22 protein-coding genes are annotated in these 21,064 nt (G+C 43.8%); 8 read left to right on the top strand and 14 right to left on the bottom strand.

Translation table 11 applies throughout. The annotated features are described in order from the left end of the window. The first annotated feature begins 625 nt into the window (after positions 1–625). Positions 626–805, top strand: coding sequence for a hypothetical protein (locus ABVF09_RS19430; protein WP_026569119.1), 180 nt, complete (start codon positions 626–628; stop codon positions 803–805). 205 nt (positions 806–1,010) lie between these two features. On the opposite strand, the gene ABVF09_RS19425 is transcribed toward ABVF09_RS19430, so the two are convergent. Continuing rightward, positions 1,011–1,094 carry a YjcZ family sporulation protein gene (locus ABVF09_RS19425; RefSeq protein WP_074598165.1) on the bottom strand — a complete coding sequence of 28 codons (84 nt, stop codon included), beginning with the start codon at positions 1,092–1,094 and terminating at the stop codon, positions 1,011–1,013. Between the two features lie 198 nt (positions 1,095–1,292). On the opposite strand from ABVF09_RS19425, the gene ABVF09_RS19420 reads away from it, so the two are divergent. After that, complete coding sequence (locus ABVF09_RS19420; protein ID WP_371069867.1) at positions 1,293–2,255, top strand: peptidylprolyl isomerase; 963 nt, start codon at positions 1,293–1,295, stop codon at positions 2,253–2,255. A gap of 563 nt (positions 2,256–2,818) precedes the next feature. On the opposite strand, the gene ABVF09_RS19415 is transcribed toward ABVF09_RS19420, so the two are convergent. Together ABVF09_RS19415 and ABVF09_RS19410 are read right to left on the bottom strand one after the other, a co-directional pair. After that, on the bottom strand, positions 2,819–3,034 hold the full coding sequence (locus ABVF09_RS19415) for a sporulation YhaL family protein (protein WP_026569117.1): 216 nt from the start codon (positions 3,032–3,034) through the stop codon (positions 2,819–2,821). 73 nt (positions 3,035–3,107) lie between these two features. Beyond that, positions 3,108–4,376: an MDR family MFS transporter gene (locus ABVF09_RS19410; RefSeq protein WP_371069866.1), complete on the bottom strand. Its 1,269-nt coding sequence runs from the start codon at positions 4,374–4,376 to the stop codon at positions 3,108–3,110. Positions 4,377–4,623: 247 nt separating this feature from the next. Here ABVF09_RS19410 and ABVF09_RS19405 point away from each other — a divergent pair, with 247 nt between their 5' ends. Next, positions 4,624–5,853, top strand: a complete 1,230-nt coding sequence (locus tag ABVF09_RS19405; protein ID WP_371069865.1) for an HD domain-containing protein — start codon at positions 4,624–4,626, stop codon at positions 5,851–5,853. Positions 5,854–6,030: 177 nt separating this feature from the next. Here the strand turns inward: ABVF09_RS19405 and ABVF09_RS19400 are convergent, their stop codons facing one another. From ABVF09_RS19400 to ABVF09_RS19375, 6 genes are all read right to left on the bottom strand, one after another. After that, positions 6,031–6,576 carry a GbsR/MarR family transcriptional regulator gene (locus ABVF09_RS19400; protein WP_026569114.1) on the bottom strand — a complete coding sequence of 182 codons (546 nt, stop codon included), beginning with the start codon at positions 6,574–6,576 and terminating at the stop codon, positions 6,031–6,033. A gap of 53 nt (positions 6,577–6,629) precedes the next feature. Continuing rightward, positions 6,630–9,581: an ATP-binding protein gene (locus tag ABVF09_RS19395; RefSeq protein WP_371069864.1), complete on the bottom strand. Its 2,952-nt coding sequence runs from the start codon at positions 9,579–9,581 to the stop codon at positions 6,630–6,632. A 10-nt stretch (positions 9,582–9,591) separates the two neighbouring features. Continuing rightward, entirely contained in the window at positions 9,592–10,824 is a 1,233-nt protein-coding gene (locus ABVF09_RS19390; protein ID WP_371069863.1) for a metallophosphoesterase family protein, read from the bottom strand. A 226-nt stretch (positions 10,825–11,050) separates the two neighbouring features. Then, positions 11,051–11,203 (bottom strand): hypothetical protein, encoded by a 153-nt coding sequence (locus ABVF09_RS19385; protein WP_371069862.1) that lies wholly within the window; start codon positions 11,201–11,203, stop codon positions 11,051–11,053. A gap of 12 nt (positions 11,204–11,215) precedes the next feature. After that, a complete protein-coding gene (locus tag ABVF09_RS19380) occupies positions 11,216–12,466 on the bottom strand; it encodes an ABC transporter permease (RefSeq protein WP_371069861.1) in 1,251 nt (416 codons plus the stop codon). Beyond that, entirely contained in the window at positions 12,459–13,358 is a 900-nt protein-coding gene (locus ABVF09_RS19375) for an ABC transporter ATP-binding protein (RefSeq protein ID WP_026771785.1), read from the bottom strand. Before ABVF09_RS19375 ends, ABVF09_RS19380 begins: the two co-directional genes overlap by 8 nt. 214 nt (positions 13,359–13,572) lie before the next feature. Here ABVF09_RS19375 and ABVF09_RS19370 point away from each other — a divergent pair, with 214 nt between their 5' ends. Continuing rightward, positions 13,573–13,758 carry a YhzD family protein gene (locus ABVF09_RS19370; RefSeq protein WP_026771786.1) on the top strand — a complete coding sequence of 62 codons (186 nt, stop codon included), beginning with the start codon at positions 13,573–13,575 and terminating at the stop codon, positions 13,756–13,758. Between the two features lie 237 nt (positions 13,759–13,995). On the opposite strand, the gene ABVF09_RS19365 is transcribed toward ABVF09_RS19370, so the two are convergent. Together ABVF09_RS19365 and ABVF09_RS19360 are read right to left on the bottom strand one after the other, a co-directional pair. Next, positions 13,996–14,352 (bottom strand): YlbF/YmcA family competence regulator, encoded by a 357-nt coding sequence (locus tag ABVF09_RS19365; protein ID WP_026771787.1) that lies wholly within the window; start codon positions 14,350–14,352, stop codon positions 13,996–13,998. 102 nt (positions 14,353–14,454) lie between these two features. Next, a complete protein-coding gene (locus ABVF09_RS19360) occupies positions 14,455–15,594 on the bottom strand; it encodes a DUF445 domain-containing protein (protein WP_026569110.1) in 1,140 nt (379 codons plus the stop codon). A gap of 113 nt (positions 15,595–15,707) precedes the next feature. On the opposite strand from ABVF09_RS19360, the gene ABVF09_RS19355 reads away from it, so the two are divergent. The 4 genes from ABVF09_RS19355 (at position 15,708) to ABVF09_RS19340 (ending at position 19,874) form a co-directional block, all read left to right on the top strand. Next, positions 15,708–17,039 carry a YheC/YheD family endospore coat-associated protein gene (locus ABVF09_RS19355; RefSeq protein WP_371069860.1) on the top strand — a complete coding sequence of 444 codons (1,332 nt, stop codon included), beginning with the start codon at positions 15,708–15,710 and terminating at the stop codon, positions 17,037–17,039. 46 nt (positions 17,040–17,085) lie between these two features. After that, positions 17,086–17,262, top strand: a complete 177-nt coding sequence (locus ABVF09_RS19350; RefSeq protein WP_162832888.1) for a hypothetical protein — start codon at positions 17,086–17,088, stop codon at positions 17,260–17,262. Between the two features lie 491 nt (positions 17,263–17,753). Next, positions 17,754–18,650, top strand: a complete 897-nt coding sequence (locus tag ABVF09_RS19345; RefSeq protein ID WP_153462346.1) for a PucR family transcriptional regulator — start codon at positions 17,754–17,756, stop codon at positions 18,648–18,650. 126 nt (positions 18,651–18,776) lie between these two features. After that, positions 18,777–19,874 (top strand): ABC transporter ATP-binding protein, encoded by a 1,098-nt coding sequence (locus ABVF09_RS19340; RefSeq protein WP_026569108.1) that lies wholly within the window; start codon positions 18,777–18,779, stop codon positions 19,872–19,874. A 48-nt stretch (positions 19,875–19,922) separates the two neighbouring features. Here ABVF09_RS19340 and ABVF09_RS19335 read toward each other — a convergent pair whose 3' ends face one another. The 3 genes from ABVF09_RS19335 to ABVF09_RS19325 all read right to left on the bottom strand — a co-directional run bounded on the left by ABVF09_RS19335 (position 19,923) and on the right by ABVF09_RS19325 (position 21,064). After that, positions 19,923–20,180 (bottom strand): hypothetical protein, encoded by a 258-nt coding sequence (locus ABVF09_RS19335; RefSeq protein ID WP_026569107.1) that lies wholly within the window; start codon positions 20,178–20,180, stop codon positions 19,923–19,925. Positions 20,181–20,431: 251 nt separating this feature from the next. Further along, entirely contained in the window at positions 20,432–20,635 is a 204-nt protein-coding gene (locus ABVF09_RS19330) for an alpha/beta-type small acid-soluble spore protein (RefSeq protein WP_026569106.1), read from the bottom strand. Positions 20,636–20,860: 225 nt separating this feature from the next. Then, positions 20,861–21,064, bottom strand: coding sequence for an alpha/beta-type small acid-soluble spore protein (locus ABVF09_RS19325; protein ID WP_026569105.1), 204 nt, complete (start codon positions 21,062–21,064; stop codon positions 20,861–20,863).

The raw sequence follows: 21,064 nt of genomic DNA, 5'->3' as shown, positions 1-21,064 counted from the left end.
AACGTTCATGCGTTGGAAACAAGAGATTTTACAGTCATTCATGTATCCATTTCATAATGGTATATCGAGGGAATAAACAATACGATAAAGGTTTTAAAACGAGATTCCTTTAGAATCAAAGACTTTGGACGATTTAAGCATGAAACTTCATGGCAGCAAGCGGTTAAAAAGGCTCTGTAGAGCGCAATAGCGTAGCAGAGGAAATAAGCGAGACTCCTGCGGAAAAACGGGCGGCCGAGACCCCACAGCGGGTTTTGCGAGGGGGCTCGGGCGTTCGTCCGCGGAAAGCGAGTTTATTTCCTCTGCGGTCTGAGTAAAATAGCTGTTTTTAGATTGAGCCTTTCGATAAAGAGAGGGTGGAAGAAAAATCACACCGCCACATTTGACAGAGAACCTGCATTCTGAGGAAGTGGAAGCCCGTAGTATCTTGCCGTAGCAATTTGGAGCACGCCTCAAGACAACAGGAGAAAACCAGAATATACAAATAAAAACCGAACGAATCTGATTGCATTTAGAATCCGTTCGATCTTTACTTTGGTGGCCACGGATTTTCTGCAGGGTATAACTGTTCAAGCAGAATAAATTTTGATAAAGTAATGTATAGGTGTAAAGGAGGTCATAAGATATGCCAGTGTTTTTTGCTATTTTCGCTTTGTTCGTACTATTTCTATTTAATTCTTTAACCCATAAACTTGTAGTAAGAACAGAAATGTCTCAGGAACGACAGCCGAATGTATTCAGAACAATCAATATATTGATAACCATCTTGTTGATCTCTTCTTATGTAGAGGTGTTATTCACTTAAATCAACAGACAAGAAGATTCGCCCTCGCAAGCTTAAGTTAAACCCTGGAGTACCGTTTTCGCGCACAGAGGTTTTACTTAGAATTTGAGAGGGCAGGGGCAACATTGCACCAAAATTACTCACTTTCAAAAAGGGATGACCGGGAGCGAATACGCCCACTGGTCATCCCTTTTTACAACCGGAAAAATGGTAATTTCTCATTGTATTAAAGCCATGCTGCTCCGACAATGATCAGCAAAATGAATAAAACGACAATTAACGCAAAACCGCCTTGGTATCCTGCGCCCATCCATAACACCCCCTTGTTGTCTTTTGTTCCATCCTATGCAACGGAGAGTCATCTAGCATAGGCGTATGCCCGAAATTTAGTAAAAAGTGTGTAATTATAGGAATGGACTATTTTTTTCACTGCTAAATGTGTTATATTATTTCAAGAGCTTGTCAAAGCTTGTACGAAAAGTTTTTGGAGAGTAGGAGTGTTTATATAATGAAAAAAATCGCATTATCGGCATCCTTGGCATTCGGAATCCTGGCTCTGTCCGCTTGTTCTTCGGATGACCCGGAAACAGTGGCGGAAACAGATTCAGGCAATGTCAGTAAAGAAGAGTTCTACCAGGAATTGAAAGATCAGAATGGCGAAACTGTCCTGCAGCAACTGGTCATGAGAAAAATTCTCGAAGGCAACTATGACGTGAAAGATGACCAGGTACAAGAAGAACTCGATTCATTAAAAGAACAATACGGGGACCAATTTGAAATGGTGCTTCAGCAAAGCGGTTTCTCTGATGAAGAGGAATTCAAAGAGGTTCTGCGTTTGAATATGCTTCAAGAAAAAGCAGTTACCGAAGATGTAGAAGTCTCTGACGAAGAAATTAAGCAAAGATATGAAAACATGCAAACGGACCTTGTGGCGAGACATATTCTTGTCCAAGATGAAGAAACAGCTAAAGAAGTGAAGCAGAAGTTGGATGACGGCGGGGACTTTGCCGAATTGGCAAAAGAATACTCTACCGATACTGGTTCTGCTGAAAATGGCGGTGACCTGGGTACATTCGGTGTAGGCGATATGGTACCGGAATTTGAAAAAGCTGCCTACAATCTGGAAGTGGACGAAATCAGTGATCCTGTACAAACTTCCAATGGCTGGCACATCATTCAAGTAACCGAACGCAAAGACGCTGAAGAGGAAGTCGAACCACTTGAAGATATCCGCGATCAAATCCGCAGAGACATCGCTTCGACAAAAGTAGATGACGCGGCTGCACAAGAAAAAATGCAGAAATTGATGGAAGATGCAAATATCGATGTGAAAATCGAAGACTTTAAAGACCTCTTCGAAACTACCACACCAGAAGTAGAAGAGCCAGCGGAAGACTCCGGCAATTCAGATTCAGAAGAAGGTTCTTCTGATGAAGGCTCTAGTGAAGACCAGGAAAGCTCTGAAGAATAAATCTCCGAATAGCAAGGGTGGGACAACAAGCTTGGCCACCAAAACAAAAAACCGAGCGGATTTGAACTATCAATCAAATCCGCTCGGTTTTTACTATTTGTGTTCCTTAGATAGACTTCTTATTATCCTCTTGTTTGATGCGTTCTTCGTATGCTATGACAAATCCTTCACTACGTGTTCGGGGTCTAACTTTTATATGATCAAGACGAAAAACAGCACGAAAGCTTTTTTATTTAGAAATTGAAACTCTCCATGTAACGGCATGAAAAGAAAACAGAAATCAACCAGGAGTACGAGCATCACTTGTTTGCGAGTAATTCTACGTCAACGAAGGCAAGGTACGCGACTCCTGCGGGAGGAGCGCGAGCTGAAGATCCACTTGGTAAAGTGCTTTTCTTTACCAAGTTAGCTGAACCCGTGCCCGCGGAAAGCGAAGTACCTTGCCGAAGTAAAGCGTTGCTCTTTAGGTTAGTGAATGTTAGAACGATTTACTTTTTATAACCCAAAAACCGAGCGATTGGAATCGTTCGGTTTTTGGGTTGACCATTATGTTTTTGTCTCGGTTACATGGATGTCATTTGTTTTTTTTCTGGCTCTTCCTCATTTTGCTGTCTCTGTCCCCGTTCATTTTGAATCCGGTCCATGTATATTTTTCCTTCCCGCTCAATAAACTGCATTTCCAGCTTTTTCTCTGCTCTAACGGCTCTAAAAGCCATATATCCACTGAAGAAAATAAAAAGGATGAACATATAAACCCACCAAGGAATCCCCAATATCATCGCATAGCCCTCCTTGTCCCTATTTGCTATTTAAAATATATGCAGGGACACGTCAAATATGCCAGGACGGTAGTCAGATTTCGGTTTGAATCTGTTTGGTTTCCAATTTTTTAAACATATACCAATATACTAAAGCACTCAGGACAGCAAACATTCCTAAAGTCGCAAACACAATTGGATAGGCAAGATAATTCGTCAAAACCAAGCTTAAAGGCGCCATTAATTTGCCGACTGTAAAACGAAGGCTTGCTGCTGAAAAATACTGTCCGCGCATATGCTTCGGAGCTAGCTTGGCGACGAAGCTTTCCTGGATGCCGACCACCATCAGCTCGGCCATAGTGAATAAGGCCATGGCAAAAATGAACATCCAAATATTTTCCGTAACCCCATATAAGAATATGCCGACAGCATAAAGAAGACTGGATGCCACGAACACTGGCTTTTCCTTGAACCGGTTCATTATGCGGGTAATAAATACTGTAAATATAGCTACCAGCAGTCCATTTTCGGCCAGAACCAGGGCAAATGCTTTTTCTCCACTAATACTCAGCCCGAAATCTCCCAGATGGAACAAGGTCTGGTTATCGATGACTTCGCTTGTGTACACCGCTATGAGGATGTCGAGTTGCATAAAAGTCTGTGCCACGAGAACGCCAGCAATGATAAACAATAAAAAAGTGCGATCTTTAGCTATGATCCGATAATCACTTAGTTCATCCCATACAGCTTTGTACCAACGGACCTTCGCTTCTTTCTTCCGAAACTGCACTGTCACCGTTTCTCCCAGGAACCGCTGCAGGATAATCGACAACACCCCGGTCAAAAATGCACCGGCCAGCAGCATTTCAAACCGGTAACTGTAAAATAAAAAGCTGCCGATGATCGGACCGACTACGACGGCGATATTGATCGACGTATAAAATACAGCAAATACGGAAGCACGATGTTTTTCCGACACAACGTCTGCCACCATAGCGTGCGATGCCGGCCAATATAACGCTCCCCATATTCCGAGAAGACTGAATGCTAAAAATGTCCCTATCGGCGATTGATACCAAGGAGAGTTTGCAAATGCAAATAAGAGAAAGGTCAAAAACTGTCCGAAGGAGGAAATGACCATCATCCGTTTCCTGCCGAATCGGTCTGCGCAGTAACCTCCTGTCAAACTGGCTATCACGGAAAACGCCTGCGATAACACTAACAGCCAGCCGGCCTTGTCCTTTCCAAAGGAATTTTCAAATAAAATGGTCATAAACGGAAAATAAGACCAAAAAAGAAAATTTGTTGTCCCTTCTCCAAATAAACGGATTTTTAAGTTGCGATCCCAATCCTTCCACTTCATCGTTCTTCGCCCCTGTTTCTGTCTAATTTTCCATGCCTTTTCTATTCGTCCTGAACAATTGCCGGTCTTTCGGCACTGATTTTTTCATTATACCAGAAATGAAATGTTAAAAAGCACGTAACATTCCAGAAAAAATTCCAGCGATAGAAATTGATATTCATCCGTTCGGCATTGCGTTACAATAGGGGGAGAATCTATGCCCTTTGTGGTAGTTAAAGAAGTTTGAAGATAAATGGAGTGATAGAATATGGCTGAAAAAGCCACCTATTTTTATGAGTTTATCCCGATTGACTATACAGTAGATCAAGCAAAGCGGGAACAAATTCTTGCTGAGTTCCCCCCGCCTGCGCTCCCGGACAGCAGTGAATATTTTGTGCTGGACGACCAAGTACCTGGCAGCACTGTCAACCTCCGGCTTTTACTGAACGACTTTCAAGTCCAGCTCACTAAAACCAATAAACAGTTTTTGAAACTCCGATTCAGCAATAATGCCGGAGTCATCAATGCAAAGATGTGGGACAATCAAGGCTCTGTCGAACAAAACCAGCCACTTTTGGAAAAGTTCGCTGTGTTTGATGTGGAAGCTTTGGTCGATGAATTCAGAGGATTTAAATCGCTCACTATCCAACAACTTACACCTTGCGAAACAAAGATAAACCCTTTTTCTCTGTTGCCATATACTCATCAAAGCATCGAAGACTTAACGGTGGAGTTGTTCAGCTACTTGGATGAGTTACAACACCCTTACCGCCAAATCGCCCGTGCCGTCATGACCCGTTTTTGGGATCAATTCCGGATCAGGCCGGCTGCAAAAGGATATCATCACAATTATTTGGGGGGACTGTTAAAGCATACTGTAGGTCTGATGCGATTCGCCCGCTACATACTGAAACAAGAAGAAAACCATTTTCAGGCAGCAATGAAGCTGATCAATGTAGTGGAGAAAGCGTACAAAAATGAACTTTGGTCGCAATTCCAGTCGGACAATGGCCTTCAGCAGTTAGTCTGGAAGGACACGATTGATCATCTCTATCGACAACTGCAAGGGATGATGGATCATAAAGAAAAACAACCGGACCATGATGTAATCATGACGAGTATATTGTTTCATGATATCGGCAAGCTGCTTGAATACGACCATGCAGGCAAGACGTTCGATACTTTTCACTTTTTATTCCCGACAGCGGCACACACGGGGCAGGAAAATCGGAAACAGGCCGGTATTACGATGGACGACCTGGGAGTGATGGTCGGGCATATTCCCTATGGAGTCCTTCTGTTGAATAAAATAATCGAAACAGAGGGGATTTCTTTATCTCTGGAAGCCATCCATCAAATGGCCCATTGTATTTTGTGTCATCATGGGCTTCCGGAATGGGGATCATGCATTCAAAAGCCGCAAACAATCGAAGGATACATCATCCATTTTGTCGATTACTTGGACAGCCGTTATGAAAACAGCGAAGCAGTCAAGTGAATGGCACCTTCTTATTTCCAAGCATTTCGTGAAGTCAATTTAAACATTAGACAAACCAAGTGAAAATTCATCGTACATATACCGAACGAATTCGAATGCTAGTTGCTTTGCCAACATGTATTGATATCAGCTATGTACTTAAAAACCCTTGCCAGGCAGGCAAGGGTTTTTGAATTCCTAGTTTTTGGGGACGTACTTGAAAATTTCGCCGGATTCGACAACCTGGATGAATTTCATCAGCCAGCGATAATAATTTTGAGCATATTTCAGTCTGTCGATATCACTGGCAATTTTCTGCTTCAAATGGTCATCATCAGTCTGAGCATGAATTTGTTCCAGCTCATGAATAGCTTCTTCCGCTTCCTCGATGTTCGTCTCTGTATGATGACGCCACCGGTTCCCGAACAAAGAGGTAAAGGATTTGTACCAATCCTCTTCAGATTTATACAAGTCCTTTCGCACCCCTTTTTTATAAGCCGGCTGAACCATTTTCATCTCAGACAAGGACCTGACCCCTGTCGACATACTTGTCTTGCTCATTTCCAGCGCGTCACGCATATCATCAAGGGTCATCGGCTCCTCCGCAAAATACAAAGCGCCGTACAGACGGCCGACTGAGGAAGTAATCCCGTAAAGGTTCATGTTTTTTGCAATCACTTGTATGAATTTTTCAATGGTTTCTTCATATTCAGACCATTCGCTTGATTTGTCACTATTTGGCAATGGAATACCCTCCAACCACTTTATCTTCAGTTATTTTATCATTCCTTTGCCGATTATGCTAATTCAATTACTTCTCTATTTTCTAAATCGATAACAGGTATCTCTCCCAAGGTTTTTTGGATTGATTTGCTGCTGGAAAATAGAATGATTTGTTGCTGTTGTTCTGAAATATTTTTAAGAATGCTGCCAAACTCCCGTTTTCGTTTTCGATCAAAATGGACAAAGGCATCGTCTATAAAAAAGGGCATATTTTCTGCTTGATATACACTGCTTAAGGCAAGCCGGAGAGAAACGTAAAGTTGATCGGCCGTTCCTTTGGACAATTCATCCACTGCATACCGGAATCCTTCCTGGTCTGTTACGGAAAACGGACGGCCGTCTTCTGGTGGAAAAATATCCACATACTTGCCGTCTGTCAGTTGATGAAAGTGAGCTCCAGCGGCTTTGAGTGTGTGCGGCAAGTAATCTTTTTGATAGCTTATCTTAGTCTCCATCAGCATTTCTTTGGCCGTTTGGTAAACCGCCCATTGTTTCACTTGTTTTTTCAACTGTTCGATTTCTCCAGAATACCGGTGCTTGAACTGAGAAAAATGTTCCGACCGCTCCATCCTGCTAATCTTGGAGCGAATGTCCGATAACTGTTGCCTTGCTGCATCCATTAGGGATTCCAGCTTTTCCAATTCTGTTTCGAATTGTTCCAATGCCTGTTTCGCTTCTGCCTGATCGGGTAGATTGTCAAGGTAATGGTTTATCTCTTCACCTGACAACAGTGGAGCAAGTTGATTGTAATAACTGTCCATTTTCTCCTTAATGGACAGGGCCTCTTGCTGTTGTCTTCCAAGACGCCGGAAATCCTCTTCGTTTTCAACACCTGCAGTCTTGAGCAGCGAGCCTGTGTCCTGTTCATAAGGCTGCATTTCCTCCAACAGCTGTTCTCTTTCCCTTACAGCTCTTTCCAACCATTCCTCATACTGTGACAGGGTTTGCCTGTTTTGTCTTTGTTTTTCCAGCTGCTCCTGAAGTTGACGGACAAACTCACTCGTTTCATCGGATTCATCCAGCCCTGTCTCTTTAAAAAACGCTGTTAAGGTTTTTCTGTATTCGTCCAACTGTTGAAGGAGTTCCTCTTGCTCCATGTCTAAACGGATAAGGGAATGGTATTTTTCCATACAGGCATCCAATTTATGAAACAGTTTCGGCCAATAAGCCGGATCCACATCAATAAGAAAAGGATAGCGCCTTTTTTGTTCTCTGATCTGCCGTTCAACCTGCTGACGTTTTTCTTCGAGAAATTTTTTCCGCTCGGAAACCTTCAATAATTGTAACGAACGCTGTTTGATTTGTCCGCTGATGGAGTGCTGTTCATCCAATAGCTGATAATGACGGCGAAGCTGCTGCTCGGCCTCCTTGTAATCGGACGCCGTCCACTGTAATGCAATCGGTTCACCTTCGGATGAAGGGCTGGAAAGCCTCCCGGATGATTTTTTCACTTTCCATACTGGTACCATTCCGGCCAGGAACAAAATCAGGCCGACCGCATAAAAACTTTTAATATCGGATAAGAATGCTGCTGCTCCAAACAACACGGCTCCTATTACAGCTGAACCAGATAACGTCCAAGCCTGTCTTTTCTTCCACTTGTCGACCTCAGGAAAAATCGGACGCCCTTCAGATGATTCAACATATTCTTGCGTACGTTTTGCATCGACGATTTTTTGTAATTCTGCAGCTTTTGATTCCTCGAGTATTCCTGTATCCAAACGTGCCTTTTCTTCCTGCAAGGAACGCAGCTGTTCCTGTGTACTCCGTTCTTCGCGTTCTGCGCTCTCCCATTCTGCTTCCGTCTGCTGCACGGCCTCTTTTATTTGATTCCAGCTGTCCTCAAGATGAAAAGGCATGGAAAGAGAACCAAGTTGATCCCAGTTTAAATCAAGGTGAAGATCGTCTATCTGCTGTTCTAGTTCCGCAACCGATTTTTTCCGTCTCTTCTTCAGATAATCAAGCTGGCTGGCCTGTTGCTGATACGTATTGGAAGCAGCAGCTAACGCCTCTGCCTTTTCCCGTTTCTTTTGCTGCCATAATTGCTGCTGAAGTGTCGATATTTCGTACCGGTAATCCCGTTCATTGCTTTCCAGAACCGCCAACCTGCTCCGCAACGGCAGCAGCTGTTCCTGGAGATATTCATAACGCTCCAGACCATTTTCCGGAAAATGACTGACTTCGGGAAGCTGCTCCAACTTGGCTTGTTCCCCTGCAAGCATGTAAAGAATCGGCAAAGCCTGTACTAGTTTTCCTTGTTTCGTCCTTGCCGCTTTCGTATTCTCCAAATCCCTCTGTAACATTTCTATATTTCCAACGAGTCCGGCTTCCGTTTTCTTTTGCTGCTGGTAGGATTCCTCCTGTTCCTGCAACTGATTCCACTCTTGCTGCATCGATGTTAATTTATTTAGCTGGCTGTTTATTTCCGGATTCTTTCCCTGTGGTTTGAACCGTTTGTCCAACTCGTTTTCCAGCTGTTTTTCAACGGTGTATATTTTTTCAGTACCGGTCATTCCTACGCCAAGGAGAAGTTCCCCGAGCTCATCCGGCTTCATGGCATGGAGTTCCATCAAGTCATCGGCATCAAATGAAAACACGGATTCAAAACTATCCCGGTTCATGCCATTTAACTGTTTGCTCCACCAGTCACTTCCCTTGATGCTTCCGTCAGATAGATAACAAACAGCTTCTCCATTCTGTTTTTCGTGCGTTCTTTCGACATAAAACATACCTGCTTCTTCTGTCCACAGTTTCAATCTTCCTCCGATTTTCCCGCCGGTTTTGGGTCGGTGGAATTCACGCTGTTTCGGCGGGAGGCCGAATAGGATAAACAACATGAATTGACGGATTGTCGATTTACCAGATTCGTTTGGCCCACTGATCAGAAACAGGTTTTCCTCCGGGAATTCAACCCGGAAGTCCTGCCATTTACCAAAACCATATATATGGGCTGCTAACAGCTTCATTGCTTCACCCTCATTTCTTTAACAGCTGATTCATCAACAAGTTTTCAGCCATCCGTTTGATTTCCGACTGCTCTTCTTCCGTAAATCCGGACAGATACTTCCTTGCCTTGCGGTGATGCAGGATCGGGTGTAAATAACGGGTGATGTCATCTGTCTCCTGAAACCGTTTTGCCAATTCACCCGCAAAATGATGTCCTTTCTCCAGCTCCTCCTGGTTCCAACTGTGTTCGACTTGGATCGAGTACCCTTGTATATAAGCCCATCTATTGTCGAACTGATCGATTTCATTACAAAAATCAACTGTATCATCCAGATAACCAGTTTGATGCCAATCTTCGAGGACGGAACAATTGCTAAAAAAGGTCAAATGGAGAATCGCCTTTCCGTAACGATTTCGACAATCTTCCAGATGCCTTTCGATAACCGGAACCATCTCTTGTGGATCAGTGCAGGAGGAGACATCCACCGTGAGGTTTTCAAAGCGGATTTGCTGCAAAGAATGAAAAGTCGTTTCTGCCTCTCCGTTTTTCAACTCAACATGATAACAACCTTTTTCACCTGATTCTTTTTTTGATCGTCCCTGGATATTTCCCGGGTACACGACCGGGGGCAGCTGGTTCAAAACATCACGAGAATGGATATGTCCCAGAGCCCAATAATCAAATTCCTTTTCCGTCAGGTCACGCAAGTGGAACGGCGCATAAACATCATGTTCCTTGTCGCTGTGAAGGCTTCCGTGGAGCATGGCGATATGATATGGGGCTGTTCCTTCTATGGTGTACTCCTGTGTTTTATTTTCCGTAACCGCTCTTTCCCGATAACTGAAACCATAAATCTTGGCAGCAGTCTTACCGTTTTTCCGGAAAGGAAGCGAACGGACCTGCTGGTCGGTAAATACATGGACATTTTCAGGAAATTGATCTGTAAACTGGCTGCCCTCTGTAAAGTCATGATTTCCATAAGACATGTAAACCTCAATGTGGTGTGCGTCCAGCTTTTCAAAGGCTGCTTTCAACTGCATCCTTGCCAACAGACTGTGCTGATTTTCATCAAACACGTCACCCGCAATCAAAACAAAATCGACTTGCTTTTCGATTGCCAGACGGACAAGTGCTTCCAAAGCATCGAAGGTACTTCCTCTGATTTGCTCAAAAATCGCCGCTGGTACATTTCCCAAGCCTTTGAACGGGCTGTCCAAATGCAAATCGGCACTATGTAAAAAAGATATTTTTTCTTTGGCCATATAAATTTTCCTTTCAAAATTGGCTGTACCTCTTCATTTTAGCAAATCCAAAAGCCGAATGCACGTTCGTCACGAAGGTAAGCAGTGGTCTTCCGATCACTAAATGTAACTTGAAACAACGTGTCCGATATCAGCCGGTAAAAAGGGGTCAAAGCAAAAACCGAACGATCATTCGAAATTAAAGCAATCGAACTCGTTCGGTTTTCATCGTTTTATTAAAGTTGTTTTATTTGATTACTTTTCCAAAGAAACATGTCGCATCCACTCCAGCCAGGCTTCCACGGGACGGCTTCGCCCCGTGTCCTTCCCGCTGGAAACTGCGCTCCAATGGATGGAACGCTCGATTCTGTTGTGTGATCTCCTGCGAAAGTGTTGTCAATCAGGAAACCTCTTATGATTTTTTGGAAAGCTGTAGTGCTTTTTTGAAGTCTTTTAAGGAAGATGCTTTGCCGTACATCAAAACACCCCCGCGATAAACACGGGCTCCCAATGCCGCCAGCAAGCCTATCGAAGCAAGCATGATGACGATCGACAAGGCAACTTCCCATGTTGGTATATCCAGCATGCCCACTCGCAGGAACATCAACATCGGAGTAAAAAACGGGATATAAGAAGTGACTGTCACGAAACTGGATTCAGGTACATTCAATCCGAACATAGCGATGAAAAAGGCGATCATCACCAGGAATATCATCGGCATCATCAACTGCTGCACATCCTCGATGCGGCTGACGAGTGAGCCAAGCATCGCCGCCAGCGTCGCATACAACAAGTAACCAAGCACAAAAAATACAATCGCGTAGATAAAAGTGGAAGCAGTCACTCCGGACAGGCCAAAATATTCAAAAACTCCGCCTGTCATTTCTGATTGTTTTTGTTGCAGGACGATATAACCGACTACAATAAATAAACCGACCTGTGTCAAACCGAGAAGTGCTATCCCAAGTATCTTGGCAAACATCTGACTCACCGGCGAAGCACTGGAAATCAAAATTTCCATCACCCGGGATGTCTTTTCATTGGCAATATCCATGGCAATCATATTTCCATAAGTTATCACCGATATATATAGTAGAAACAATATAATATATACGAGACCGCGCGCCTCACTCAATTCTTCCTCTGTTTTCGCACTCTCCTGCAATGCGACTGCTTCAAACGCAACTGGTTGATAAATTTCTTCGAGCTGCGACTGATCAATGCCTGCATTGTTCGTCGCCATGGCTACTTTGATTTGCTGCAGCTGCTGCTCCAACGTATTGCTCAATTCCGATGAGGCAATTTGATTAGCGTAATAGGAAGCCTGCGGCAAGTTTTGTCCATCATAGCTTATGGAAAGAAACGCCTCATAATCTTCTTCCTCTACTGCCTCTTTCGCTTCATCTGCTGTACCTCCGTATTGCTTCAGCGTAACATCAGAAGCTGTGTTTTCCACACTTTCTTTGAGCGGAGAAAAGATTTCTCCCGTCTCATCGAGAACTGCTACTTCCCTATTTTCCTCACTATCAAACATTTCGATAATCGAAGTGATATTGGCCAATCCCACGATAACGAGTAAAGCGATGATATTGGTGATCAAAAATGACTTCGTTTTGAAACGGGTCATGTATGTATGGGACAAGACGATCCAAAATTTATTCATAAGATGCACCTGCTTTCTCAATAAAAATATCGTTCAAGGACGGCTCTTCAAGTGCAAACCTTCTCACGAACCCTCGATCGTGGAGGGCATTCAGTACTTCTTGTGATACTGCTTCCTCATTGATTTGGAGCTCGCACCCTTCTGTCGTTGCTTTATAATGAACGACACCGGTGATATCCTGTAAAAATGTCAAATCAAAATCTGCATGGATGAATAGGTTTTTCTTGCCAAACGCACGCTTGATTTCTTTTAAGGAACCGTGGACAACCGGACTGCCATGCTGCATGATGCACAAATACTCGCAAAGCTCTTCCACATGCTCCATCCGGTGCGAAGAAAACACGATTGAAGTGCCCTGACTTTTCAGGTCCACTACAGCCTGCTTAAGCATTTCTACGTTGACGGGATCCAGACCGGAGAACGGTTCATCCAATATCAGCAGCTTGGGCCGGTGAATGACTGCAGAAATAAATTGTATTTTTTGTTGGTTCCCCTTTGATAGTTCCTCGATCTTTTTGTCCAAATAATCAGGAACCCGGAACTTTTCCAGCCAACCTTTCAGTTCGCCGATAATTTCATTTTTTTGCATGCCACGCAGCCGGCCAAGATAAACAATTTGGTCTTTCACGGTCAGCTTTGGATATAACCCCCGTTCTTCTGGTAAATATCCGATGGCATCACTGTTGCTGTAATTGATTTTTTCGCCATCCCAATCGATGCTGCCCTCTGTAATATCCAGCAATCCCAGTATCATCCGGAATGTTGTCGTTTTACCTGCTCCATTGGCACCAAGAAAGCCGAAAATTTGGCCTTCCGGAATCTCAAGCGACAGATTGTCGACCGCTGTGAAGTTGCCAAACCGCTTGGTAACATTACTGATTTTCAATGTCATAGAACATCTCCTCTCTCCATCTCCCCTGTAATTACGTACTGTATAATAGAAAAGTTCCGTATTCATTATATATTTTTCTGCCGAAAGGGTATAGAGTTATAAGCAGTTTTTCCTAAGGCTTTTTGTTAGGCTGCGTTCATAACTGTAGATATAAAGGAATTTGACCAGGTAACAAAGAATTAGTATATGGAATGATCATACAGGAGGGTAACTAGTGAAAGCTTATGTATTGACTGTATTTGACCAAGAAGGAAAAAAACTGCTCGAGGAAACGTTCGAAGCGGCGAGTGACAAAGATGCTGAACAAATCGGCACAAATCGGCTCGAAGATCTGGATTACAGCAATTATACTCATCGCTGTGTTTCACCTGACGGGAAATTGGTATTGTTTCATCGCTGAGCGCTCTGAGTACGTCCGTCTTAAGCAAAAAAGGAGTGGAAATCACAATCCCTTGCGACTAGCTTCAACGGATGCCTTGAACACTGGGGAGCAGGGGCTGTCATGCCAATCGTATTACTTTTCCAAAGAAGAAAAAGTGGCCAGGACAAAAGCATGGCCACCAAAGCAAAAACCGAACGAATTAATCGTTCGGTTTTATGCTGGTCACTATGCTTTTGTGTCAAGCTCTTCTAATTCTTACTGTTGCTGATCCGGATTACCGTACAGCTCTTCCAAAGGTTTCGTAATGATTCTGCTCACATCATTGATGACGACATTCAATCGTTGTTCTTCTTCCATCAGCTTCGAAATCTCTGTATGCTGCTGGACCAATTCTACAACACCTTTTGCTTTTTCGACTTCTTCTTCGGTGATTTCCTGGCCTTGCATTTGTTTTTCTTGAAGCTGCATTTGTGTCGTACGGAAATCATCAAACATTTTCTTCGCTGATTCGTCGGCCATCACCTTATCATAAGCTTCTTTCAGCCCTTTGAACTCATCGCTTTCACGGATTGCCTTTTCCAAATCATAGGCACTGTCATAAATATTCGCCATTTGTAAAATCCTCCTATATTTGCGTTCTCACGCTACTTTCCCCACTATAACAAACCTAAAATGCAATGTATAGTGATAGGGATGAGAGATTGCAGGACTCGATTAGTTCATCAGCATAACAATGATTCCCTGGATAAAACCGATTGCTCCCCCAAGCAGTGCACCCAGATAGGTAATCATCTTGAACTCCCGTCTGGATATATCCAAAACAAGCTGTTCAATTCTTTTGGTCGGAAAAGCCTCTACTTCTTTTTCAACGATTTCGGCCAGATGCAGACTGTCCATCAATTCTTCCATCCTGTCGCCGAGAGCACCGGCAGCCTTGTCGACCATGTTTGGAACCATATTAGTCAGAACTTGCTGTTTAAACGATTCTGTCCAGGCTTGAACGGTTCTGTTCATCCAACGGTCGACCGGAACAGACCGGGAAACCACATGGCCGACCACACCAGCGACTTCATCCGCCCCCACTTTTTGTTCTAGTTGGCCGATCGTTGTCTGATAGTAAAGACGTTCTACTTCCCGTCCGAGCATTTTTTCGATGATGGCGCCTGCCTCCTCGGACCGGGCATAATCGACTAGTAATGGCTGAATTTTGTCGGCAAGTCCTTCATTCCCAAGAAAAGAGGAAATCATATTTCCGAAAAAACCCTTCCCATCCAAATAACTCTCCACGACTGTTCCTATTTTATTTTTTGCCTCCGCGCTCGATAAGTACTCCACCAGTTTGTCCTGGGCAAATTCACCGGCACGATTCACTCCGTCCTTCATTTTTTGTTCCCATTCCGGCGGCAAAAAATCATGTAACGTCTTCTCATGCATCGATGAAACAAACTCCCGGTATTGGCGCTCAGATAACTTGGCAATTTTTTCTCGTATTTCCTGCTCGTTTACAGTGAATCCCGCAGACGCCAATGCTTCTTTTAAGGTTGCTTTGCTTTCAAGCAGGCTCGCTGCTTCCTTTTGGGCCCAACTGGTCAGTTGTTTTTGGAACAGGGGCTGCTGCAACTTTTTCCTGATTCCGGATGGAGTCAGCAAGTGTTCTACCACCATACGCCCCAGTTGTCTGGCCAGCTCATCCCTCCGCTTTGGAATCAAGCCAGGGGTGAACGGAAGCTTCCAGGATCCCAGATATTTGGCTTCATATGGACGAAACAACATTTTAATCGCCAGCGAATTCGTCAATCCGCCAATGATTGCTCCTATTACGATCATCATGATGATCAATACAATTGCAGACACTTTTACATCGACCTCTCTTTATCAATTGCTTGCCAGAGTTCCCACGCATGTGACGGGAACTTCCACATATAATTGGTAAGAAGAACATGCTATCAACGGGAGGGGATTTTTCGATGGAGACGTTCAAGATAAAATTTTATCCTGGCAACCAAAGCCGGATGATTGTTCCTTACCGCCAGTTAAAAAAGTTTCAGGCAATAAAGGAGATACAGTATGGCCCCATTCACTCCCCAGTTGAAACGCTTGTCCATGACAAAGACTCGGAAACGCTATACATCTCTTCCCGTTTGAAGGGCATGCTCAATCTGCACAAAAGTTCTTCCTTCACAGTGAAACTTCATAAAGAACGCTGCACCTTTCTGTTGGCAATGGGCATCTTTACTGCCGGTTTCTCCGGTAACCATTTCCTTACAGATGAACGTGCCCCCATTTTCAAGCAGATTTGCAAAGCAGGAGAAAAGATGGGGATGCAGGCCCTGATTTTTGGCCACCAGCACATCGATCCCGATAAAACACATATTCACGCCTTTTATTTCGAAAAAGGAAGCTGGAAGCAAGGCCATTTTCCGATACCAAAGGTGATTTACAACCGGATACCCAACCGCAAAACAGAACACCATCTTGAAGTAATCTTGGCCAAGTCCGTTCTGGAAGAACAAGCAGTATTGTTCAACAACAACTTTTTTAACAAGTGGGAAATTTATCAATGCTTGATGAAGGATCCGGCATGTTCTTTTCTTGTACCGGAAACTATTTTACACCCTTCCGGGAAAAAAATCGAAACAATGCTCCAAAAATACAATGTATATATCAAACCGATTCACGGCAGCAGGGGGAACGGTATCATCAAGTGCCGTATGCTGCCTGCCGGAGAACTGGAATGCCATTACTACTTGGAGAATAAACCGCAAGTAAACCGTTACGAAAAATTAGCAGCTTTCTTTCAACAGCATTTCCCAAATGGGTTGGAAGGTTACATAGCCCAGCAGGAAATCGACTTAGTGCAAAAAAGAAAATCCCCGCTTGATTTTCGTGTCCATGTCAATAAGAATCACCGCAACAGTTGGGAAGTCCCCCTCATATGTGCTAAATTCGCCGGAAAAGGGAGCCTTACCACCCATGTGAAACGCGGTGGAAAAGTATTGCTTGTTGAAGAAATATTTGGAGAAGCTGAAGGACAAAAACTTAAAAAGAGACTGGAATCAATGGCTCTGTTAGTAGCCGGGATGATCGAGAAGAATTACACGGAAACCATCGGGGAAATCGGTATTGATTTTGGCATCGATAAAGAAGGCCGTGTTTGGTTATTTGAAGTGAATTCCAAACCTGGATACAGTGTCTTCCAGCATTCAAAGCTGCAGGAGCAGGCCGAGACGGTGCTTGCATATCCGTTTCAGTTTGCCTTTTACTTAACCAATCTCCAAGAAAGAGTGAACAGGGCATGAATCACCAACTTCTTAGCAATCCTATCTCAATAAGGAGGTGGGAAATATGAAGAAAAAAGGAAGTTCTTATTTTAAGGATAAGAAAAACTACGAACTTGATGTAGACCGGATGATCAACGAGGGACTTGCCGGCGGAACGGTGCGTGCAAACAAAGAAAGAACCCAGATTGAACAAAGCCGTGAAATGCCACGGCAGGAACAGCCCTTTCCAGATCCTGATTGATGCTGCAGCCTTTTTCAGAGAAAAAGACTTATATAGCCGGGACAAAAACACGATCATCAAGGCAAACCGAGCGAATCCTCGCTCGGTTTTTTGATTCGTAAGTTCCTTACCTTTGGCAAACTTCCTTTTATCCTGTTGATTCAAGCGCGCGTCGCATCACTACGGTAATATACGGTGCTTTCCACAAGCACAGCGTCAGCAGAGAACACCAACCACTTTTTGCGGGGTTTTCAACTCGTTCCTGCGCCCGTAGGAATCTCCGTACCTTGCCTGCGTTACTTTTTCGTGTTCAGTTTTACAAGCAGATTCATTTTAAATTTCCATTAAGATTTTCTCCCGTTTGTCAGCTCGTTTTGTTGAAATTAGTAAAGCCATCAACTTTTATGTTATCAGCACTTTTCTTTGAAGACAGAACGTTTCCTCTCATTCTCGCCTTGCCAGCTTGTCCCTTTTGTTATAATGAAAGAAAACTGGAGGAATGAGGCGTTTTTATGATCAACAAGCTGCATGCTGCTTTTCCCGGACTGATTGAATACAGTCCTGAAGATCAGCCTGACATAGATGCTTACAAATGGTTCACCACCGATAAAAATGAAATAGTCGGCATTCCGGAAAAGGAGCTCACGGAGAAGGACTTGCATCTCCTGGAGGCCTTCCTTCGTCCATATCACTTCCATCATGCACCAATCAACCACCAGGAACTTGCCTGGACGGAACTGCTCTTTCATAGCACACCACCAGCTCTATTGCCGGATATAAAAGGAGAAACTTACCGTTTTATCCATTTTCACTTATCTGAAGCCAATATTGAACCCGCATCTTTTCGGGAGGCTATTGCCGGCTTTTATCCGGAATTTGTTCCCATCGTTTGGATTTCAGCAAATGAAGGTATCATCGTTGAACACGGCCGCAAGCAGGAAGATGGGGAAATCAGCTATGGACAAATCACCGATTTGTTAATGAGCGATTTTTATATGAAAGTCCGTCTTTTTATCGGACCGTTTTTCTCCGATTTGGCCCGGGCTCGCCAACATTTTCAAAAAGGTGCTGAATGGTTTGAGACGATACGCGCCTACAACAAAGGCTCTGTCGTATCTTTTGTCGATGCTGTGCCGTACCTCTTCCTTTCGCAGCCGGGCGTACAAAAAGAAGAGATTGTTCACGCTGTTTTCCAGGATACGCTGGAAGAGAAAGAATTGCTTGCTACCATCCAAACATTTCTTGAATGCAACTCCAATGCCACTATGGCTGCCAAAAAACTATACATGCACCGGAACAGCCTTCAGTACCGGGTGGACAAATTCATTGAAAAAACAGGGATCGATGTCAAACAATTCAAAGGCGCGTTAACAGTTTACTTAGCACTTATGATGAATCAATTACGCTGATTTGGTAAGTGTGCACAAAACCTCCTGCACGACTTTGTGCATCTCGTCCATTTACGTTTATCAGACAATTGCGTACACTTATTATCAAGAAATAAAAACGCTTACATAAAGCGGGAGGAGATAAACATGGCTGAACTTAGTCTAAAGAACATTTACAAAGTCTACGATAAAAACGTAACAGCGGTCGAGGATTTCAACCTGGAAATCGCTGACAAAGAATTTGTGGTATTTGTCGGTCCTTCCGGCTGCGGAAAGTCCACTACCTTAAGGATGATTGCCGGTTTGGAAGAAATTTCAGACGGAGACTTTTATATTGATAACACTCGCATGAATGACGTGGCGCCGAAGGATCGCGACATCGCCATGGTCTTTCAAAACTATGCCCTATATCCGCATATGAATGTCTATGACAACATGGCTTTTGGATTGAAGCTACGTAAATTCAAAAAAGACGAAATCGATCAGCGCGTTCAAAACGCTGCGAAAATCCTTGGTCTTGAAGGGTATCTGGACCGCAAACCGAAAGCGTTGTCGGGTGGACAGCGTCAGCGTGTGGCGCTTGGCCGTGCCATTGTCCGCGATGCCAAAGTGTTCCTGATGGATGAGCCGCTTTCCAACCTGGATGCAAAGCTGCGTGTTCAAATGCGCGCTGAAATCCAAAAGCTTCATAAACGTCTGCAGACTACTACCATTTACGTTACCCACGATCAGACGGAAGCGATGACGATGGCCACCCGCCTTGTTGTTTTGAAAGATGGGATCATTCAGCAGGTAGGCGCACCAAAAGAAGTATATGACAAACCGGAGAACGTTTTTGTCGGAGGATTTATCGGTTCTCCTTCCATGAACTTCCTGACCGGTACGTTAAGTGAAGGAGAATTCCAAATCGGGGATATCAAAATCCAGGTTCCGGAAGGAAAAATGAAAACCCTTCGCGCTCAAAATTATGTAGGGAAAGAAGTCCTTCTTGGCATTCGTCCAGAAGACATGCACGATGAGCCAGTCTTTATCGAGTCGACTCCAGGCACAAAAATCACCGCTACCATCGATGTTGCCGAATTGATGGGATCAGAGTCTTACCTTTACTCCAAAGTAAATGATCAGGATTTCATTGCCCGGGTAGATTCACGGACAGACATTAACGGCGGAGAAACAATCGACTTGGCCCTTGACATGAACAAAGCCCACTTTTTCGATATAGATTCTGAATTAAGAATTAGATAAGGTTTTTTCGGAGCAGCAAGCATCCCCCCAAGCTTGTTGCTCTTTTTTTCACTTGGGGACTTCCTGTATCACCTCCGTCTTCTGCATATCACAATCCAAACACTGAAATAAGTGGACACAGGTATGACTGCTCCTGGAGTCTTTCACACCGTCGACGGTCTTGACGATTTCCATATCGAGATATGGACTGTAATCCCCCATGAAATCGACCAGTTTCCCCTGGTCCGTCATCTCTCCCCCACACTTTTCGCACGCTCTTTGAACTGTTCTCATTCCATTGCAAAGCGGACAAGCATAAGCATACATGCCGTCATCTCCCTTCCAAATATCACGTGTACCATTACTTTTCCCGGATCTTCACTTTATAAATAACTGTTTTCAAAAACCAGGAGTTTATTTTCTTCTGCTGCTTCCTATTAAAAACGAGATAATGCAGGATTTCGAAATACGTACTGGTTGAGCAAGCTTCCCTATGAAAAGCAACTTATAAAAATTTCTTGGAACGTAAGTAGGAGAGACACCTGAAAAGATGTCTCTCCCTGCCATTATTGATTCACTTATGATTGTTGCGTACCACCCATTTGTTGTTGGGCAGTTCTCACAAGACGTTTGGTGATTTCTCCACCAACAGATCCGTTGGCACGAGAGGTGGTGTCAGCGCCTAGGTTTACTCCGAATTCTTGAGCGATTTCGACCTTCATTTGATCTAAAGCTTGCTCTACTCCTGGTACTAGCAATTGGTTGTTGTTGTTGCTTGCCATGTGTATCACCTCCTGTAACCCTATTATTTACGGGAAGGCGGATAATATTTATCCGCTTGTTTGGTAAATATATCATGCTCAGGAAGTCGTTCTCCAGTGCCATGATATCCAACACTGACCTTCACGCTGAAGATCCGAAGTTTCTTTTTCCTCAAAAAAAGAAAGGAGGAGGCACTTGTAACAAGCGCCTCCTCAGCCATATTATAAAATTGTCAGAGGGGAAAATTAAAATTGTTGTGATCCGCCCATTTGCTGTTGAGCAGTTCTTACAAGACGTTTGGTGATTTCTCCACCTACAGATCCATTGGCACGGGATACTGTATCAGCACCAAGGCTGACGCCGAATTCTTGTGCAATTTCGACTTTCATTTGATCCAAAGCTTGTTCGATACCAGGCACTAGTAATTGATTGGAATTGTTGCTTGCCAT

The sequence above is a fragment of the Sediminibacillus sp. JSM 1682029 genome (genome assembly GCF_041366435.1).
GTDB classification, from domain to species: Bacteria; Bacillota; Bacilli; order Bacillales; family Amphibacillaceae; genus Sediminibacillus; species Sediminibacillus terrae.
The sequence above is the reverse complement of the archived record's forward strand: the minus strand, read 5'-3'. Positions and strand labels throughout refer to the sequence as shown.

What these genes read in the sequence shown, in the direction of transcription:
- ABVF09_RS19430 (WP_026569119.1), top strand. Translation starts at nt 626, where the DNA reads ATGCCAGTGTTTTTTGCTATTTTCGCTTTGTTCGTACTATTTCTATTT.
- ABVF09_RS19425 (WP_074598165.1), bottom strand. Translation starts at nt 1,094, where the DNA reads ATGGGCGCAGGATACCAAGGCGGTTTTGCGTTAATTGTCGTTTTATTC.
- ABVF09_RS19420 (WP_371069867.1), top strand. Translation starts at nt 1,293, where the DNA reads ATGAAAAAAATCGCATTATCGGCATCCTTGGCATTCGGAATCCTGGCT.
- ABVF09_RS19415 (WP_026569117.1), bottom strand. Translation starts at nt 3,034, where the DNA reads ATGATATTGGGGATTCCTTGGTGGGTTTATATGTTCATCCTTTTTATT.
- ABVF09_RS19410 (WP_371069866.1), bottom strand. Translation starts at nt 4,376, where the DNA reads ATGAAGTGGAAGGATTGGGATCGCAACTTAAAAATCCGTTTATTTGGA.
- ABVF09_RS19405 (WP_371069865.1), top strand. Translation starts at nt 4,624, where the DNA reads ATGGCTGAAAAAGCCACCTATTTTTATGAGTTTATCCCGATTGACTAT.
- ABVF09_RS19395 (WP_371069864.1), bottom strand. Translation starts at nt 9,581, where the DNA reads ATGAAGCTGTTAGCAGCCCATATATATGGTTTTGGTAAATGGCAGGAC.
- ABVF09_RS19390 (WP_371069863.1), bottom strand. Translation starts at nt 10,824, where the DNA reads ATGGCCAAAGAAAAAATATCTTTTTTACATAGTGCCGATTTGCATTTG.
- ABVF09_RS19380 (WP_371069861.1), bottom strand. Translation starts at nt 12,466, where the DNA reads ATGAATAAATTTTGGATCGTCTTGTCCCATACATACATGACCCGTTTC.
- ABVF09_RS19375 (WP_026771785.1), bottom strand. Translation starts at nt 13,358, where the DNA reads ATGACATTGAAAATCAGTAATGTTACCAAGCGGTTTGGCAACTTCACA.
- ABVF09_RS19365 (WP_026771787.1), bottom strand. Translation starts at nt 14,352, where the DNA reads ATGGCGAATATTTATGACAGTGCCTATGATTTGGAAAAGGCAATCCGT.
- ABVF09_RS19355 (WP_371069860.1), top strand. Translation starts at nt 15,708, where the DNA reads ATGGAGACGTTCAAGATAAAATTTTATCCTGGCAACCAAAGCCGGATG.
- ABVF09_RS19350 (WP_162832888.1), top strand. Translation starts at nt 17,086, where the DNA reads ATGAAGAAAAAAGGAAGTTCTTATTTTAAGGATAAGAAAAACTACGAA.
- ABVF09_RS19345 (WP_153462346.1), top strand. Translation starts at nt 17,754, where the DNA reads ATGATCAACAAGCTGCATGCTGCTTTTCCCGGACTGATTGAATACAGT.
- ABVF09_RS19340 (WP_026569108.1), top strand. Translation starts at nt 18,777, where the DNA reads ATGGCTGAACTTAGTCTAAAGAACATTTACAAAGTCTACGATAAAAAC.
- ABVF09_RS19335 (WP_026569107.1), bottom strand. Translation starts at nt 20,180, where the DNA reads ATGTATGCTTATGCTTGTCCGCTTTGCAATGGAATGAGAACAGTTCAA.
- ABVF09_RS19330 (WP_026569106.1), bottom strand. Translation starts at nt 20,635, where the DNA reads ATGGCAAGCAACAACAACAACCAATTGCTAGTACCAGGAGTAGAGCAA.
- ABVF09_RS19325 (WP_026569105.1), bottom strand. Translation starts at nt 21,064, where the DNA reads ATGGCAAGCAACAATTCCAATCAATTACTAGTGCCTGGTATCGAACAA.